This is a genomic window from Marinitoga aeolica (assembly GCF_029910535.1).
GTDB lineage: Bacteria > Thermotogota > Thermotogae > Petrotogales > Petrotogaceae > Marinitoga > Marinitoga aeolica.
Window position 1 is genome coordinate 1,693,991 of record NZ_CP069362.1, and the last position, 18,191, is coordinate 1,712,181.

At 26.3% G+C, this 18,191-nt stretch carries 21 protein-coding genes; 5 read left to right on the forward strand and 16 right to left on the reverse strand.

Annotated elements, in window-relative coordinates:
• Window positions 1-4: 4 nt before the first annotated feature.
• A complete protein-coding gene (locus JRV97_RS07985; RefSeq protein ID WP_280997858.1) occupies window positions 5-907 on the reverse strand; it encodes a phospholipase D-like domain-containing protein in 903 nt (300 codons plus the stop codon).
• A gap of 80 nt (window positions 908-987) precedes the next feature.
• Here JRV97_RS07985 and JRV97_RS07990 point away from each other — a divergent pair, with 80 nt between their 5' ends.
• The 3 genes from JRV97_RS07990 to JRV97_RS08000 all read left to right on the forward strand — a co-directional run bounded on the left by JRV97_RS07990 (window position 988) and on the right by JRV97_RS08000 (window position 4,717).
• Window positions 988-2,541, forward strand: a complete 1,554-nt coding sequence (locus JRV97_RS07990; RefSeq protein WP_280997860.1) for an ATP-binding protein — start codon at window positions 988-990, stop codon at window positions 2,539-2,541.
• A gap of 681 nt (window positions 2,542-3,222) precedes the next feature.
• The gene (locus tag JRV97_RS07995) at window positions 3,223-4,098 is read left to right on the forward strand and encodes an ABC transporter ATP-binding protein (RefSeq protein WP_280997862.1); all 876 of its coding nucleotides are present in this window, start codon (window positions 3,223-3,225) and stop codon (window positions 4,096-4,098) included.
• Window positions 4,082-4,717, forward strand: a complete 636-nt coding sequence (locus tag JRV97_RS08000; protein WP_280997864.1) for an ABC-2 transporter permease — start codon at window positions 4,082-4,084, stop codon at window positions 4,715-4,717. The genes JRV97_RS07995 and JRV97_RS08000 overlap by 17 nt, the downstream gene beginning before the upstream one ends.
• Before the next feature lie 236 nt (window positions 4,718-4,953).
• Here JRV97_RS08000 and trhA read toward each other — a convergent pair whose 3' ends face one another.
• The 11 genes from trhA to JRV97_RS08055 all read right to left on the reverse strand — a co-directional run bounded on the left by trhA (window position 4,954) and on the right by JRV97_RS08055 (window position 14,538).
• On the reverse strand, window positions 4,954-5,607 hold the full coding sequence (gene trhA / locus JRV97_RS08005; RefSeq protein ID WP_407081583.1) for a PAQR family membrane homeostasis protein TrhA: 654 nt from the start codon (window positions 5,605-5,607) through the stop codon (window positions 4,954-4,956).
• 13 nt (window positions 5,608-5,620) lie between these two features.
• Window positions 5,621-5,995 (reverse strand): methylglyoxal synthase, encoded by a 375-nt coding sequence (locus JRV97_RS08010; protein WP_280997868.1) that lies wholly within the window; start codon window positions 5,993-5,995, stop codon window positions 5,621-5,623.
• 179 nt (window positions 5,996-6,174) lie between these two features.
• Window positions 6,175-6,783, reverse strand: a complete 609-nt coding sequence (locus JRV97_RS08015; protein WP_280997870.1) for a V-type ATP synthase subunit D — start codon at window positions 6,781-6,783, stop codon at window positions 6,175-6,177.
• A 30-nt stretch (window positions 6,784-6,813) separates the two neighbouring features.
• The gene (locus JRV97_RS08020; protein ID WP_280997872.1) at window positions 6,814-8,184 is read right to left on the reverse strand and encodes a V-type ATP synthase subunit B; all 1,371 of its coding nucleotides are present in this window, start codon (window positions 8,182-8,184) and stop codon (window positions 6,814-6,816) included.
• A 21-nt stretch (window positions 8,185-8,205) separates the two neighbouring features.
• The gene (locus JRV97_RS08025; RefSeq protein WP_280997874.1) at window positions 8,206-9,954 is read right to left on the reverse strand and encodes a V-type ATP synthase subunit A; all 1,749 of its coding nucleotides are present in this window, start codon (window positions 9,952-9,954) and stop codon (window positions 8,206-8,208) included.
• Window positions 9,944-10,528: a V-type ATP synthase subunit E gene (locus JRV97_RS08030; protein WP_280997875.1), complete on the reverse strand. Its 585-nt coding sequence runs from the start codon at window positions 10,526-10,528 to the stop codon at window positions 9,944-9,946. Before JRV97_RS08030 ends, JRV97_RS08025 begins: the two co-directional genes overlap by 11 nt.
• Complete coding sequence (locus JRV97_RS08035; RefSeq protein WP_280997877.1) at window positions 10,521-10,835, reverse strand: V-type ATP synthase subunit F; 315 nt, start codon at window positions 10,833-10,835, stop codon at window positions 10,521-10,523. Before JRV97_RS08035 ends, JRV97_RS08030 begins: the two co-directional genes overlap by 8 nt.
• A 3-nt stretch (window positions 10,836-10,838) precedes the next feature.
• A complete protein-coding gene (locus tag JRV97_RS08040; RefSeq protein ID WP_280997879.1) occupies window positions 10,839-11,279 on the reverse strand; it encodes an ATP synthase subunit C in 441 nt (146 codons plus the stop codon).
• 27 nt (window positions 11,280-11,306) lie between these two features.
• Window positions 11,307-13,163: a V-type ATP synthase subunit I gene (locus JRV97_RS08045; protein WP_280997880.1), complete on the reverse strand. Its 1,857-nt coding sequence runs from the start codon at window positions 13,161-13,163 to the stop codon at window positions 11,307-11,309.
• Entirely contained in the window at window positions 13,156-14,205 is a 1,050-nt protein-coding gene (locus JRV97_RS08050) for a V-type ATPase subunit (protein ID WP_280997881.1), read from the reverse strand. The genes JRV97_RS08045 and JRV97_RS08050 overlap by 8 nt, the downstream gene beginning before the upstream one ends.
• 15 nt (window positions 14,206-14,220) lie before the next feature.
• Window positions 14,221-14,538: a hypothetical protein gene (locus JRV97_RS08055; protein ID WP_280997882.1), complete on the reverse strand. Its 318-nt coding sequence runs from the start codon at window positions 14,536-14,538 to the stop codon at window positions 14,221-14,223.
• Between the two features lie 257 nt (window positions 14,539-14,795).
• Between JRV97_RS08055 and JRV97_RS08060 the strand changes: the two genes are divergently transcribed.
• Together JRV97_RS08060 and JRV97_RS08065 are read left to right on the forward strand one after the other, a co-directional pair.
• On the forward strand, window positions 14,796-15,053 hold the full coding sequence (locus tag JRV97_RS08060) for an ArsR/SmtB family transcription factor (RefSeq protein WP_280997883.1): 258 nt from the start codon (window positions 14,796-14,798) through the stop codon (window positions 15,051-15,053).
• A 15-nt stretch (window positions 15,054-15,068) separates the two neighbouring features.
• On the forward strand, window positions 15,069-15,659 hold the full coding sequence (locus JRV97_RS08065; RefSeq protein WP_280997884.1) for a sulfurtransferase TusA family protein: 591 nt from the start codon (window positions 15,069-15,071) through the stop codon (window positions 15,657-15,659).
• Between the two features lie 20 nt (window positions 15,660-15,679).
• Here the strand turns inward: JRV97_RS08065 and gcvH are convergent, their stop codons facing one another.
• From gcvH to JRV97_RS08085, 4 genes are all read right to left on the reverse strand, one after another.
• Window positions 15,680-16,039, reverse strand: a complete 360-nt coding sequence (gene gcvH / locus JRV97_RS08070) for a glycine cleavage system protein GcvH (protein WP_280997885.1) — start codon at window positions 16,037-16,039, stop codon at window positions 15,680-15,682.
• Window positions 16,040-16,076: 37 nt separating this feature from the next.
• Window positions 16,077-17,429 (reverse strand): dihydrolipoyl dehydrogenase, encoded by a 1,353-nt coding sequence (lpdA, locus tag JRV97_RS08075; RefSeq protein WP_280997886.1) that lies wholly within the window; start codon window positions 17,427-17,429, stop codon window positions 16,077-16,079.
• 116 nt (window positions 17,430-17,545) lie between these two features.
• On the reverse strand, window positions 17,546-17,815 hold the full coding sequence (gene tusB / locus JRV97_RS08080; RefSeq protein ID WP_280997887.1) for a sulfurtransferase complex subunit TusB: 270 nt from the start codon (window positions 17,813-17,815) through the stop codon (window positions 17,546-17,548).
• An 8-nt stretch (window positions 17,816-17,823) separates the two neighbouring features.
• Complete coding sequence (locus tag JRV97_RS08085; RefSeq protein ID WP_280997889.1) at window positions 17,824-18,180, reverse strand: intracellular sulfur oxidation protein; 357 nt, start codon at window positions 18,178-18,180, stop codon at window positions 17,824-17,826.
• Window positions 18,181-18,191: the final 11 nt, after the last annotated feature.

Sequence of the window (18,191 nt, forward strand, 5' to 3'; positions counted from 1 at the left end):
GTTTTTATTGATAACTATTCCAGAGATTTTCAAATGGCCTTTGAAAAGCATTTTTTATTGTGTTTTTATATATAATCATAATATATTCATCATTTTTTTCTCGGGCTCTGTAGGTTAAATTATAACTTCCTAACAATACACCGTTTTCGTTAATTAGAACTTTTAAATGCATATTTCTATATTTTTTTATTATCTTATATTCTATACCTTTTAAATATTTAATATTTGAATAATTTGTAATATTCCATTTATCAGCTATTATTTTTATTTCAACGTTTCTTGAGGATAATTTTTCTAAATCATACAATATTCTTCCATCAGTGAAAGAGAAAGAAAAAATGTATAAAAATTTTTTTGAAGACTTTATAAATTTATCAACTTCATTATATATATTTTGCGATGGTCCAGTAACAAATTTAATTTTTCCTAAATCGTGAGATTTTACCTCTTTATCTATAATTCTTTTTTTATTACCAAAATTCCCATTTTTAAAGTTTTGAAACTCTTTTAAAAACAAATTAACAATTTTTATATCTTCTGAATATATAAAGACATTTAAATCTTCAAAAATACTACCTGATGTAAAATTACCTGTACCAAATAAAACGCTTTTATTATCAAAAATAATAAATTTTTCATGTAAATATCCATTTATATTTTTATCAGGTAATATGTTAGCGCTTTCAAAATTCATCATTTCATATTCTATGAAACCAGTTGTTTTATTATTATCAAGTATATCTATAAAAGGTTTGTCTATACTTAAAGAAACAAATTTTATATTATTTGATATTAAACTTTTTTCTTTTATAAAATCATATAATTCATATGATGGAGTCAAGAAAATTTTATAAGAAAAAGAAATTGAAAATATTAAAATATAAATTATAAATGCTAATTTTTTCATTTTACCCTCCTGATTATAAGAATCTATATCTAATTATATCAAATAAAATATATGGTATAATTAAATCGGAGGTGGAACCGATGAAAAAATTACCAATAGGGATACAGGATTATAAGGAAATAATAGAAGGAAATTACATATATGTAGATAAAACAAAATATATATTTGATTTAATAGATAATGGAAAATATTATTTTCTATCTCGACCAAGGAGATTTGGAAAGAGTTTAACAATATCGACATTATATTACATATTCAAAGGAGAAAAAGAATTATTTAAAGATACATATATATATAACAAATGGGAATTCAAAGAATATCCAATAATAAAATTAGATATGTCTGATAATATATTAAAAGATTTAGAATCATTTCTAAAATCATTGGATAATAATATAGAAAAAATATATAAAGAATACGAAATAACACCAGATATAGATGATGTATCAATGAAATTTGGTAATTTAATAGAGTTTTTGAATAAAAAATATAATAAGAAAGTAGTAATATTAATAGATGAATATGAATCACCAATATTAGAGCATATAAACAATAAAAAAGAAGCAGAAGAAATAAGAGGATTTTTAAGAGAATTCTATAAAAAAGTAAAAACAAAAGATGAATACATAAAATTTGTATTTATCACAGGAATAACGAAATTTACTTTAAAAAGCAATTATTCAGGTTTAAATAATTTAAATGATATATCTTTTGATAATGACTATTCGCAAATGTTGGGATATACACAAAAAGAATTAGAACATTATTTCAATGACCATATAGAAGAAACAGCAAAAGAAATGGGGATAAGTAAAGAAGAATTATTAAAAGAAATAAAAACATATTATAATGGATTCTCATTTGATGGAGAACACTTTGTATATAATCCATTCTCAGTATTAAGATTCTTTGATGAAAGGAAATTTCAAAATTATTGGTTTGAAAGTAGATCACCATCATTCATATACGAATACGTAAAAGGAAGAAAAATAGAATACGAAGATTTAGTAAAATACACAGTAGATTCATTAGACTTCACAACAAGAGAAATAGAAGAAGCAAATGCAAATATATTCTTTGCACAAGCAGGATACTTAACCTTTAAAGGAATAAAAAAATATGGAATAACAGAAAAGTATATATTAGACTATCCAAATCTTGAAGTAAAAAATAGTTTTTCAAAACTAATATTAGAAGCAAATTATAGCCTAAACGAAGAATCATATGAAAAAATATATGAAATATATGAATTAGTAGAAAAAAATAAAATAGAAGAAATAATAGAGGAAATAAAAAGGATAATAAGTGCAATACCGTATAACTTACAACAAAAAAGAGAAAGTTATTATCACTCATTAATATATACAATATTAGCATCAGCAGGATTAAATGTAACAGCAGAAGAATTAACGAATCTTGGAAGAAGTGACTTAGTATTAGAACATAATGACAAAATATATTTGTTTGAAATAAAATTAGATAAAAGCGCAAAAGAAGCAATTGAACAAATAAAAGAAAAAAAATACTATGAAAAATATAATGGGAAAGAAATATATATAATAGGAATAAATATAAACTCAGAAAAAAGAAATATTGATGAGTATATTATTGAAAAAATACAATCACAGCCTTAACTATGATCAGATTATTTACAAACGCTATATTTAAATACAAAGTATTTTCAAAAAAAATATTTCTCATACGGAAAATTCTAATCTTCAAAATAGGAATCAAAATAAAACTCATTCAAACGCTCGATTGCTAATCTGAAAAAATTAATCATTCCCGGTTTCCGTTCAGACTCGCATCCATGCTCGGCTTCACTCAAAATCATATCCATGTGATTTTGGAAACCTTCATTCATAATTTTTTCAGGCAATCTTCGAGTTTTCATTTGTTTTATTTTTGAATTCCAATATATTTAACTCTATTTATAATTTTTGGGAATTTTCAAGTATTTGCCTATATTATTTTTTTGAAAACATTTTGCCGATAGTTCAAAATCCCCTGAAAAGGGGATTTTGTTATATAAAAATTTATGTGTGAATTAAAGCATTTATTCCTTGTAAACTAAAAAATTAACAATAAAAATATATCATATGATATAATAAAGATGTAAATTTATTGAATTTAAGAAAAGAAAAATTTGCCACATGTTTACTTTAATGTTTTTATTTTTTGCTAAAATTATTATTAGATAAAATTTTATTTATATATTCTTTTGTCATATATTCATTAATTTATGTCATATTGTTAAATAAATCACATTTTGCTTTTTTAAAGAAAAACTTAAAATATATAGTTGAGGTGTTTTTATGAGTAAAGTGCTTGAAGTTATTGATTTAAAGAAAAACTATAAATATTTCAATTTGAATGTGAGTTTCAGTTTGAAAATAGGAAAGATTACTGGATTTATTGGAATCAATGGTTCTGGTAAAACTACTACTATAAAATCAATTCTTGGTCTTGCATTAAAAGATAGTGGAATAATAAAAATATTTGGAAAAGAGCTAAATGAAAAAACAGAAAGAGAAATAAAAAATCGAATAGGAGTTGTATTTGATGAAGGATACTTTTATGAAAATTTAACTTTAAAAGAAATGAAAGATATAATATCACCTGCATATACAAACTGGGATGAATCAATTTTTGAGGAATATATGAAAAGATTCAATTTAAGAATAGATCAAAAAATAGGCAATATGTCTAAAGGAATGAAAATGAAATATTCAATAGCCTTGGCTCTTTCTCATGAACCAGATCTTTTAATCATGGATGAGCCAACAAGTGGATTGGATCCATTAATAAGACATGAATTAATGGAAATATTATTGGAATTTATGAAAAATAAAAATAAAAGTGTATTTTTTTCGACACATATAACTTCTGATTTGGATAAAGTAGCAGATGATTTAATATTAATAAATAAAGGTAAAATAGTTTTTTGTGAAAACAAAAATGAATTATTAGATAGATATGCGATAATTAAGGGGCCAAAAGAGATTATTGATTCAAAAATAAAAAGTATGTTTTTAAGTTTGAAAATAAGGGAGAAAAGTTTTGAAGGAATAACAGATGAAAAAAATAAAATAATTAATATGTTATCAAAAAATATTAAAATCGAGAAGCCAACTATTGAAAACATAATGCTTGGACATATAGAAGGTGATAAAAATGAAATTAATATTTAATTTAGTAAAAAAAGATATTTTACTTGCAAAAAACTATTTGTTATTAACTTTTATTACAGCTATAATTATTCCTATATTTGTAAATAGCAAAGTAGGTAATATGGGTGGAAGTTTTTTAAATTTTTTTATTATGATAATATATACACAGTATTTATTATATAATTCCATATCTATAGTTGAGCATAAATATAAAGGGTCATATTTACTAAGTGCAACTCCATATGGAAGAAAATTACAGATAAAAGCAAAATATTTCTTTATACTATTAATTTTTATATTGTGCTTTTTTTTATATAATATTCTCTCAATAGCTTTTTCTATTCCTAAATTAACTTTGGTTTCAGTAGGATTAACCTTATTAATAATAAGTATTTTTTGGGGGGTTATAATTCCGCTTCAATATAAATTTGGATATGAAAAAACAAAATATATTTTAGCTATGTTTATTTTTTTAACTCCTTTTTTATTACCAAACATAATAAAAAATTTATTTGTTAAAGGATATAATTTAAGCATTTCTGGGGGGATTTTTGATATATTATTATATACTTTTTCAATATTATTTTTATATATATCTATGAAAGTATCAATATTTATATATTTAAGAAAAGATTTTTAATTAATAGGAAGGAGAATAAAAATGGAGACAATTTTATTTGTCATAGCCTTTATTGCTTTAGTGGGTATATCAGAATTAGTAAAAAAGTGGAGAAATAAAAACAAATTTTAATTATTTAGATATATAGCAAAACAAAAAATAATTAGATGATATATGATTACTTTGAAGTATAATAATAAAAAGTTTAAGAAAAATTTATTAAAACAAGCCACAGTTTTTAAACTGTGGCTTGTTTATTATTGATTAAGTACGTAAAAAAATACCGCTATAAAATGAGATATACTACCACCTAAAACAAATAAATGCCATATCATATGGCCATATGGCAACTTTCTCCAGACATAAAATATTGCACCAATAGTATATAATAATCCACCTGTAACCAGCCATGCAATTCCACCAAAAGGTAAAGTGGACACTAAAGGTTTAATAGCAAATACAATCATCCATCCCATTGCAATGTATAGAAGTGTCGATAATATTCTAAACTTTTTAACAAAAAAAGGTTTTAATGCTATACCGATAAAAGCAAGTGTCCATACAGTAATAAAAATAGTCCAACCAATTTTTCCATTTAAAGTTACAAGGGTAAAAGGTGTATATGTTCCTGCAATTAATAAATATATAGAAGAATGGTCTATAATTTCCAAAATTTGTTTTGCTTTTTTGTGTTGAATACTATGGTATAATGTTGAAGCTAAATATAGTAAAAATAAACTAATACCATATACAGTTACGCTAAAGGTTTGTAAAGGAGTCCCTTTTAATGCTGAAAACACGATTAAAATTATTAAAGCTGCTAAACTCAATAGAGCTCCGATTCCATGAGTAATAGAATTAGCAATTTCTTCACCTAAAGTATATTTTTCGTAATTATCTAAATCTTTTATATCAACCACCTTCTCACAATTTTTTTTCGATTTCTAAAACTAAGCCTTCTGCAGTAGCTAAATTAGTAGCTAAAGGAATATTATGAACATCACAAACTCTCATTAATGCAGAAACATCTGGTTCATGAGGCTGTGCAGTTAATGGATCTCTTAAAAATATTACAAAGTCCATATTTCCGGAAGCTATTAATGCTCCAATTTGCAAATCACCACCATATGGACCTGAAGCGAATTTAGTAATTTTTAATCCAACTTTTTCTTCTATTAAAGTACCTGTTGAGCTAGTAGCATATAGATTACATTTTTCAAAAACATGTTTCCATTCTTTAACGAACATTACTAAATCTAACTTTTTCTTATCATGTGCAATTAATGCAACATTTATCATATTTTTCCCTCCGATATCTTTTGTCTCATGTTATTATAACATAATTTAATGAATAAAATTATAAGTAGTTTTAAGTAAAATTTATTAAAAATAAAAAAACGACCTGAAAATTTCAGGCCGTTAAAAATGATTATCAATTAATATTATACCACAAAAAATAGTTTTTGTCAAGGGGTAATTTATTTTTTCAACATTTTTAATTTAAAGAATTCTTCTCTTTCAAATTCTTCTAAGGTATCTTGAATAAATTTTATGGATTCTTTTAAGTTTGGAATTACAACATTTTCAAGAGCAGACACTCTCTTTTTTGTTTTCTTAACTTCATATGCAAGCTTATATACTTTGTTTTCTATCATAGAAGCTTCGGTTATTAGTTCTAAAACAGTTTTAAAAGAAATATATGCCTGATCAAGAGCAGCATCCGTTCTGTATATTTCATAAGGTATATCTATTTGTTGCTTTTCTCTATATATTTCTGGTACTTCTACTCCCATAATGCTTCTAAACCTGATTTTTAAATTATCATATTCAGGCACGCCATTAGCATATTCTTCTACATTTTCTATACCTAAATCTAAATTTGCTAATTGTAAAGATTCATATGCTTTTTCAAAAATTTTTAAAATTCTTTCCTGAATTTCTTTAGCTTGATCTATTAAATCGACTAATTCTTTCATTATGATATTTCTTTTCTTTTCTAATAAATCATGTCCTTGTTTGGCAAGACTAAACTGTTGTTTTAAATTTATTAAATTACCTTTTGTAGGAATGGTTTGATTAAAAATCATATTTTCACCTTCAATCTATTGGTAGAAAGGTTAAACTTCATTGTAATACTTTTCTATATATTCTTTCTTTACTCTGGTTAATTCTGTTTTTGGAAGTATAGAAAGTATTTCCCAAGCTAAATTAAGTGTTTCTTCAAGAGGTCTTTCTTCATCAAACCCCTGATTAATAAACTTTTCTTCAAATTCTTTTCCAAATTTCAAGTATAATTTATCTGTTTCAGATAAATCATCTTCACCAATGATTGCAGCTAAAGATCTTATTTCGAAAACTCTTGAATATGATGCAAATAATTGAGAGGATACATCAGGATGATCATCTCTTGTATAACCTTTACCTATACCATCTTTCATTAATCTTGAAAGAGAAGGTAAAACATTGATTGGTGGATAAATATTTTTTCTGTGTAATTCACGAGATAATACAATTTGTCCTTCTGTAATAAATCCTGTTAGATCAGGTATAGGGTGTGTTATATCATCATTTGGCATTGTTAAAATTGGTATTTGTGTAACTGAACCTTCTTTTCCTCTTATCATTCCAGCTCTTTCATAAATAGAAGCAAGATCAGAGTATAAATAACCTGGAAATCCTTTTCTTCCAGGGATTTCGCCTCTATAGTTTGATAATTCCCTTAATGCTTCACAATAGTTTGTCATATCGTTTAAAATAACGAGCACATGTTTGCCTAATTCAAATGCGAGATATTCTGCAACTGTTAAAGCCATTCTTGGAGTTGCAATTCTTTCTACAACAGGATCACTGGCTAAATTTAAGAATACAACCATATTTTTGATTGCACCGCTTTCTTCAAAATTCTTGATAATAAAATTAGCGTCATCTTTTTTAAGACCTATTGCACCGAAAACAACGGCAAATTCTTCATTTGATTTTAATTTTGCTTGTTTTGCAATTTGAACAGCTAACTTATTATGTGGCAATCCGTTTCCGGAAAAAATAGGTAATTTTTGTCCTCTGATTAATGTTAGCATACTATCTATTGCAGAAATTCCTGTTTGTATAAAGTTTCTTGGATATTCTCTTGCTGCGGGATTAATAGCAGAACCGTTAATATCAATACTTTTTTCTGCTATAATTTCACCCATTCCATCGATAGGTCTTCCTAATCCATCAAATGTTCTACCAAGTATATCAGGTGATAAATTAATTTCTAATGGTTTTCCTAAAAATTTAATTTTTGGATCAATTAAAGATAAACCTTGAGTTCCTTCAAAAACCTGAATAACTGCAGCATCCTCGCTGACCATAATAACTTTGCCAGTTCTTTTGATATTTCCTGATTCTATTTCAACAACCTCATCATATTTAATGTCTTTAATGTTTTCTATTATCATAAGCGGACCATGAATTTGAGATACACCACTATATTCCCTTATTGCCATGAGCTCACCTCCGGTGAGATATTATTTGCTATATATTCCTTCTAGTTTTTCAAAGTGTTCATTTAGCATATTTTCAATATTTTCAAATTCATTTATTTCTTTTATTTCTTCTTTCATAGTCATTAATTTTGAAATAATTTCAGAAGGTAAAATTTGACTTAAAGCTATAGATTTTTCTACATATTTTTTTGCTTTTGTATAAGTATCCATTATTATTTTTATTAAATGATATTGTTTTTCCAAAGGACAATAAGAATCAACTTCGCTAAAAGCACTTTGTTGCAACACACCAACTTTAATGATTTTTGAAATTAAAACGACTAATTTTTGATCATCAGGTAAAACATCTTCACCAACGATTTTTATTATTTGTTGTAATCTGTCGTCTTCTGTTAATAATTTCATAGCTTCATCCCTATAATAATTCCAGTCATCAGTTACATTTTCAGAGAACCATTCTTTTAAGTCTTCTGTATATTCACTATAACTAGTAAGCCAATTAATAGATGGGTAATGCCTTGAATAAGCAAGGTTTTTATCCAAACCCCAGAAACATTTTACAAATCTTTTGGTATTTTGAGTTACAGGCTCTGAAAAATCTCCACCTGGAGGTGATACTGCACCTATTATAGTAACTGATCCTTTTGTACCATTTAAATTTTCTGAAAGACCAGCTCTTTCATAAAATTGTCCTATTCTTGATGCAAGATAAGAAGGATAACCTTCTTCAGCAGGCATTTCTTCAAGGCGTCCTGATAATTCCCTTAATGCTTCTGCCCATCTTGATGTTGAATCAGCCATTATTGCAACGTTATATCCCATATCTCTAAAATATTCAGCTATTGTAATACCTGTATATATAGATGCTTCTCTTGCAGAAACAGGCATATTTGAAGTATTTGCAATCAATACAGTTCTATCCATCAATGGAGCGCCTGTTTTTGGATCTTTTAAATTAGGGAATTCTTCTAAAACTTCTGTCATTTCATTACCACGTTCTCCACAACCAATATAAACTATTACATCGGCATCAGACCATTTAGCCAATTGGTGTTGAGTAATAGTTTTTCCTGTTCCAAATCCACCAGGAATTGCTGCAGTTCCACCTTTACTTATTGGGAAGAAAAGATCGATTACTCTTTGTCCAGTTATTAGTGGTATTTTTGGTTCTAATCTATTTTTAACAGGTCTTGGTATTTTAACAGGCCATTCCTGATACATTTTAACTTCTTCAATACCATCTTTTGTTTCGATTTTTGCTAAAACATCGGTAACCTTGTAACTACCATTTTCTTTAAGTTCAACAATTTTTCCATTGATATTTGGTGGAACCATTATTTTATGAATTAAACTTTGAGTTTCTCTGACTTCTGCAATAATATCGCCACCAGATACAATATCTCCAACTTTTTTAACAAAAGTAACTTCCCATAATTTTTTATCATCTAACCCAAAAGCATCAATACCTCTTCCAATAAAAGAACCTGATTTTTTTATTAATTCATCTAAAGGTCTTTGGATACCATCATAGATACTGCTGAGTAATCCAGGTCCTAAAGCTACAGAAAGCATTTTACCCGTGCCTTCTACGGGTTCTCCAGGTTTTAACATGGAAGTTTCTTCATATACTTGAACAGTAGCAATATCACCGTTTATTCCAATAACTTCACCTGTTAACTTAAAATTTCCTACTTTAACCATTTCATTCATAAATAAACCTTTTGTACCCTTTACTTTGACAACAGGACCATTGATTTCTTTAATTTGCATCAATATCACCTACCTCTTCTAAAACAAAGCCAAATATTTTATTTTTGTTTTCCTGAATATATGAGTCAATGGTATTTCTAATAATTAAATTTTTACCTTTTAAAATGATTCCGCCCTTGATATTTTCATCAGTTTCTATTTTGTGTTCACTAACAAATGATTTTACAATATCTATATCTTTTGGATTGCATAACACTACAAAATCTTCATTTATAATTTTAATAGCATCGTTATACAGTTTTTCATAAAAATATTTTTTCTTTTTAGGTTCAAGATTTATCAATTTTTCTTCTAAAATAGATAAAATTTTCATCAATAATTGATTTTTTAATTTTAATTTTTCTTGTTTTAATTGAAGTCCTGCTTTTGATTTAGCCAATTTAATAATATGATTAGCTTTTTCTTTAGCTTCTTTTAGTCTTTTTTTACTTATTTCTTTTGTTTCTTGTTCGTAATTTTTTAGAACTTTATTATATTCATCGTCATATTTTCTTTTTAAAGAATCATATTCCACTTTTAAATCATCATCCAATAATTTAAGCATTTTATTAAGTTTATTTTCTATTTCATTCATTTACTCTCACCCCAATAGCTTCCTCAACGTATTTGGTAATAAAATCTTTGTCTCCACGCCAGCCATGTCTATCTGGTATAACAAATATTAGAGGAAGTTTTCCAGAAAGTTTATGCGCTTTTAATTCTTCTGGTATTTTTTCAGCAGCTAATTCTGTTATAAGAATGACTCCATATTCCTTATTATTTAAAGCATTATTAAAAGCTTCCAATATTTCATTTCTTTCATGTACAACGACTCCATTAACACCGCTTAATCTGAGTCCGGCGGCAGTATCAATATTGTCGCTGATAAGAAAGAATTTCATTTGTTATATCCTCCCAAGGATCATTATAGTAACTATTAAACCATAAATTGCAATACCTTCTGCTAATCCAACATAGATTAAAGTTTTACCTAATAATTCAGGTTTTTCACTAATAGCGCCAACGGAAGCAGCACCAACCATACCAACACCAACACCAGCACCAACAGCAGCTAAACCAGTTGCCAATGCAGCACCAATTAATCCTAATCCGGTATTATCAGTAGTATCTACTGCAGTTGTTGTATTAGGATTGGCAGAAGCAGCATAAGTTGTTGAAGGGCTTAAACTTATTAATGCGAATACCATAATTGCTATGAAAATAGCTATATTTCCTGCAAATACCTTTTTTGCAAATTTTCTGGATTTTTCTGGATTTTTTGCAAAATAAAAACCAAATACTACAGTTAAAAATACTAAAATAGAAAGAGAAATAACGTATGCCATAACTAACACCTCCATAAAAATTTTGTATTAAAATTTGTATTTTATAGGTTTAAATTCTCTACCATTACCATTAAAAAATCTTGTGAAAAATTCATAATATTCAAGCCTTAAAGTTTGTATGAAAACAACTAAGCCTTCTAATACAACGATTAAAATATTACCAAATAACAAAATAATAAAAGATAAAATAGAATTATGTGTCATTTGAGACATCATATAAAATGCAAGGAATAATCCAGCATGATTTAAAGCGAAAGCGCCTAATCTGATAAAAGATAAAGTATTGCTTAAATATCCTAATAAAATTTCAAAAAGTTCAAAAAATCCTTGCACTAATTTTTCTCCAATCTTTCCTTCTTCAAATATAATGCTTTTAAGATATATAACAATAATTAATCCTATAATGAAAAAATAACTAATTTTAGGAAAATTACCATTTTTTATCATATAAAATATAGACCCCAATAAAATCCAATATAACGAAATACCCGCGAATCCATTTGGATCGAAAATTAATTCTTTGTTTTTTCTATTTTTTATTTTGTTTATTATATTTAAAATCATAGCTAGTGTGAGTATTGTAATTCCAAAATAAATTGATAACATTAAAAAGAAATTTATATTATCCATAGGTCGCTTCCATAATGGTTTAATTATATCTTCAAAACCGAAAAAACTTCCGTATAATATACCAAATATCATAGAAAATATTCCAGCTGAACCTATAACATAAAACAGATCTGATTTTTTCTTTTTATATATCCAAAAACCAAATAAAGTTAATATTAAACCATGGCCGACATCTCCAAACATCATTCCATAGAATAGTAAGAATAAAACGGAAATTATAGGAGTTGGATCAATTTCATCACTTGATGGTGTGCCAAACATTTTTACAACAAATTCAAAATGTTTAAAGAATCCATTGTTTTTTAATAATGTTGGTGCTTTTTCATTAAAAGAATAATCAAGGAATAGAATATAATCATTAGATTTTGAATAATTAAATAAATCAAAATATGTTTTTTCTGTAGTCCATCCGGAAATCAAAAAGAAATTTTCTGTAAATTTAATTGAATGAGTTAAATCATAAATATTTTTTAAAACAAATATGTAATCGAAGTATTTATATATATGTCTTCTATTTTCGAAAAATAATTTTTTTAAGGACATGTTTAACATTTCAATTTCGTATTTTAATGAACGATGTTTATCATACAACTCCCATAATATTTCTTTAGGTGTTCCTGAATAATTTTCTGAAATATGGTATTCCATAAAATTAGCAACTGATAAAACTTTTTCAATATCAATATTAGAATCGTAAATAATAATTATCCAATCAAAACTCTCATCTTTTGCAAAATTTATAGATAATGCATTTTTATCATTTAAACTTTGAACAAATCTCTCATAATACATAGTGCTAATTTTTCCAACTTTATACTTTAATTTTCGCATTTTTCTGAATCTTTCAATTTTTATGTTTATGGAACGGAGTTTTTCAAATAATTCTATTTCTGTTTCCAGGCTTTTTCTTTCTTCCTTTAATTCTTCAATTTTAAAAAATATTTTCTCCATTTTCTCATTTAATTCATTTGAAAAGTTCAATATTTCATCTTTATCGATTATTAAAGGAAATTTTATTTTCTTGGTTTTAGGTTCAGGAGATTTTTCAGCATAGTTAAATATTTTCATAAAATTGTCATATATTTCTTTGTAAGCATTTTCTTTTTGAATTTTTAATTCTTTCAATAATTCTTGTTTTATAATTTTTTCAAGTGGTATTATTTCAACTTCTTGTGAATCTAATATTTTCTTTGAAATTTCCTCTAATTCGTATTTATTTGAAATTATAGTAAATGGTTTTAATTTCTCATGCATCGTTCTCACCTGCCAAAATCAAGAAACTTTTAATTTTTTCATCAGGTATTTCATATCTTTTTCCTTCAATTAAAGTAATCAGATCTTTGTACTCGTATTCTCTTACATATAAGTAACCACTCATTACATCAAATCCATTTTGAGTTCTACTTAATAAAGTTTTCGCATTTTTTAAAATGATTTTTTCACAGGTTCTCTCTATCACATATGGGAATATATCTTTATCAATATTGTGAAAATACTGACCATATGAACAAATAGAAATTTTATTTATAAAATCATCGGTGGTTTCAGCAGAAGCCATGCTTTTTAATTCGTCTTGAGATAAATTAAAAGAAATAGGCATCAAAAAATTTAATACTTCTTCAGTAGAAAGTTTAAATAAAATTTTAGCTCTGTAAATCCATTGTATATTTGCTAAATCCATTTGTATGTAATATAATTTTTTTAAATTTTTTCCAAATGACGGCATCGTACTTAAAATAGATTTCATTTTTGTAAAATACCAAAAATCAAAAGCATTTAATAAATATTGAATTTTCTTTGTTTTTGCATAATTTTGATAAACGGAGTTTATAATAGGTTCGTAAATAGTATTTTTAAATATATTGAGTGCATCATCAAAAGAGGATATATTGGTAAGCGTATCTTCATCAACAGTTTTGTGATTTAAAGGGAAGAGCTTTTCTTTTTTAATATATTCGGGATGGTTTGAATGAAGTGATCTTAAAATAAATTTTATATTTTCAATTTCAAATCTTTTTTCCATTAATCTAAAAAATTTTTGTCCTTCTATTGGAAGGAAGAAATATATATTATACATATCCTCTAGCATAGCTTTTCTCAATAATATTTCTATATCTCTTCTATGAAGTTTTTCAATATCGAATCCTTCAAATAATTTTTTATAATGTGTATTATTTTTTAAATATTCTGCAATTTCAGTTACGGTATCGGTATTTATTAAATTTTGAAAATCGTTATCATTAAGTATTTTAGAATTTAAAACTTTTATTTTAGCCATTAATGCTGGAAATTTCAATTTAATCATCCCCAATTATGAAATTATTTTTTCAACGACAGAAGAAGCAATGCCATCTATTTTTTCATCAAAAACATTAAACTTTTTTCTTAAAGACTTAATATCTTTTTCGGATTCTTCCATAATTTTTTTAGCTGTATTTTGTGCATTTTGTATAATATTTTTACATTCTTCATCTATTCGCTTAATATCTTCTTCTTTTTTCTTTTCCAAAAGTAATATTTTTTCTTTTAGTTCTTTTTTTAGATCGTCTTCTGCTTTTTTTAATTTTTTATTCGTTTCAATTTCAGCACTTACTATTTTATTTAATATTTCATTAGGGGATAAGTCCATTTTACCACCTCCTAATAATCATTATACTCCTTTGATTTTTAAGAATCTACTAAAAAAATGAGTATTTTTTGTGATTAAAACTGTTAAGAAATGATTAAACGTATTTAATAGCAAAAAACAATAGAATTTAACAGTTTCTAATTTTTACAAATTTGCATTTAAACATATGAAGAATATTAGGTATATTGAAATCTTCATATTTAAATCTTTTTATAAAAAAATGGTATAATATATAAAAAATAATTGGAGGTAGTAAAATGGAGGCATATAAAATTTTTAAAGCCTTAGGTTGTAAATGGAGAGTTGAAATAGTGAAAAAAATAGCTAAAAATAAAAATATTTGTTTATGTGAGTTGCAAAAAGAATTTCCGCTTGATGTAAGTACTCTTTCAAGACATATTAGTATGTTAAAAAAAGTTGGAATAATAGTAGAAGAAAGGCAAGGTACTTCAAAAATTCTTTCTATATCTTCAAGAAAAGTAATGGAATTAATAAAACAGGCAGAAAAATTATAAAAAGAAGGAGAAAATATGAAAAAAAACCTCACATTACAAGATTTATTTAAAGCATTAGCTAATCAAATAAGAATGGAAATATTAATTTCGATATTTGATAATTATTTAACAGCTTCTGAAATTGCTGAAAAATTAAATCATGATATTTCTACTATATATAGACATTTGCTTCATATGAAAAAAATAGGAATTTTAAAATCTGAAAGAAAAAATGGTATAGAATATTTTGATTTTTCTTCAACTAAAATATTTCATATAATAGAAAATGCGATAGAATTTATTTCTGAAATAAAAGGAAATAAAGTTATAGATTGTACACATATGGGAAGATGTTTATTAGATCAAAACTCTTTAAATATTGAACCAGATATGATTCTTGATATGAGAGGTGAAATTTGTCCTGTTCCTGATATACAAACAAGGAAAGTATTAAAAAACATGAAAAAAGAGCAGGTGCTTTTAGTAATAGTGGATTATCCACTTTCGGCTGAAAGAATTCCTATTTCAATAGCAAAAGAAGGGCATATATTATTAGGGAAAATAAACGAAATCCCTGGTGAAACAAAATTATACATAAAAAGAGCCAAAAAAATCAGGAGAGCTTAAGCCTCTCCTGAATTTAAAAATTATAATGATTTTTTATATTCTTCTTCTGATAATAATTCATCGAGTTCTTCTTTATTAGAAACTTCTATCTTTACAATCCAGCCGTCTTTTTCAGGTGAATCGTTTATTATTTCTGGGTTGCTATCTAATGTGGAATTAACTTCTACAATTTTTCCGCTTATTGGTGCATATACATCACTTGCTGACTTTACAGATTCCAATGTACATAATACATCACCTTTTTTTATTTCTTTTCCTACTTCGGGCAATTCAACAAATGTTACATCTCCTAATTCCTCAGCAGCATGTTCTGAAATACCAATATAAGCAATATTATCTTCTAATAATACCCATTCATGAGTTTTAGCAAATTTTTTCATATTATTCCTCCTTTTTTAATCATTTAAATTTTTATATTTATATATGTAATGCCATTCCTTCAGCATCTTCAAAAGCTCCAAGAATTGTTTCTGTTAAAGTAGGATGTGGATGTATAGAATTTGAAACTTCTTCAACGGTTAATCCGTGTTTAACAGCTAAAACACCTTCCATAATCATATCCGTAGCAGAAGGTGAAACAACAGCAAATCCTAACACTTTTTTTGTTTCTTTATCCGCTATAACCTTAGCAAATCCATCTCTTTCTTCCATTGTTCTAGCTCTTCCATTAGCTGAAACAGGGAATTTTCCTATTATTATCTTATCTGGATCTAAATCTTTTTCTTTTAATCCTGTCGAAGCAACTTCTGGAGAAGAGAAAATAATAGATGGAACTGCTGAATAATCCATTTCCATTTTTTCTCCAGCAATATTATGTGCAGCAACAATACCTTCAAACATTGCTACATGGGCTAACATAATTTTTGCTCTAATATCCCCTATAGCATATATATTATCAATATTTGTTTTCATAGTATTGTCAGTAACGACTCCTCTTTCAATTGTTACACCTAATTTTTTAACATCTTCCGGGATATTTGGCCTTCTTCCAACAGCTAATAATACTCTGTCAGCAGTTAATTCTATTTCTCCATTTTCAGATTCTGCTATTACAATATAATTTTCATCCTTTTTAACATCTTTTACTTTTGTTTTCTCATATACTTTAACGCCTTTTTTAATTAATGATTTTTTCACTTCTTGAGCAACATCTTCGTCTTCAAAAGGTAGAATATGCTCAGCTAATTCTACAATATGAACTTTTTTGCCTAATGAAGCAAAGAATGTCGCAAATTCAACTCCTATAACTCCACCACCAATAATAACAATGCTATCTGGTAATTCTGTCATTTTAAATACATCATCACTTGTCCATATACCTTCTACTTGATTAAAAGGTGGGAACATTGAAGGAACAGAACCATGGGCTAAAATCAAATATTCGCTTTCAATGATTTCATCATTCACTTTTATGTGATTTTTATCTATTATTTCTCCAGTTCCTTTAAATACTTCTATATTGTTTTTCTTCATTAAATATTCAATACCTTTACGCGACATTGTAATTGATTTATTCATATGTTTCATAATTCCAGAAAGTTCATAAGAAATACTATCAACTTTAATACCAAATTTCTTTGATTTGGAAATAATATCCGTATATAAATGTGCAGCAGTTAAAAGAGCTTTTGTTGGGATACAACCCTTATTTGTACAGGTGCCACCTAAATTTTCTTTTTCTATGATAGCAACTTTTTTCCCTAATTGAGCCAATCTAATTGCAGAAACATATCCGCCAGGACCACCACCAATTACAATTACATCATACATTTAATCCACCCCTTTGCGTTATTGTCGCAAGTATTTTATCGTTTAGACAGAAATTTTATTTTACAAAAAAGTTAAATGATTAAAAAGAAGGGGAGAAATCTCCCCTTCTATATCCTTTAACCAATAAATTTAGGTTCTTTTTCAACTAAATCAATGAATTCATGATAATCAATTAAGTTAGTATTAGCATCTTCTTCTGTATATCCTCTTGCTAAAAAATCATCTTTTACTAAATAAGTTTTTCCTTCTGTTAATTCAGATAAGTTTTCAAAATTCCAATAAATACCGTCTTGTATAAATACAATAGAATCATCTTTTTTTGCACTTTTTATTTTTAGTTTTTCAATAGGATGATCTATACCAAATTTTACTAATATTAAAGCCATGTTTCACCTCACATGAAAATAACATAATCAAATTGATGGGAAAAATCAGTTAATGAGTCTTTGTTAATAATTTCAGCATTGAAATTTTTGTCAATGTTTTTAACTCTGTATTTTTCAATATCTTCTTTTATACCATATACAGGTGTTTCGTAACGTTTTATAAATCTTTGAACAATTCTTATTGGCAATAATCCAAGTGATTCAGGAGAAGTGTTTTTTGATAAAGCTACAGAAGCACCTTCCATTAATAAAACAGCTGGTTCAATATCTTCTCCATACATTCCAAATGTAGTTCTAAAACCTTCATTTACCCAAATTGAACCTACTGGAGATTGATAAACAACAAATAAAACTTTTTTTCCCATTTTATATCACC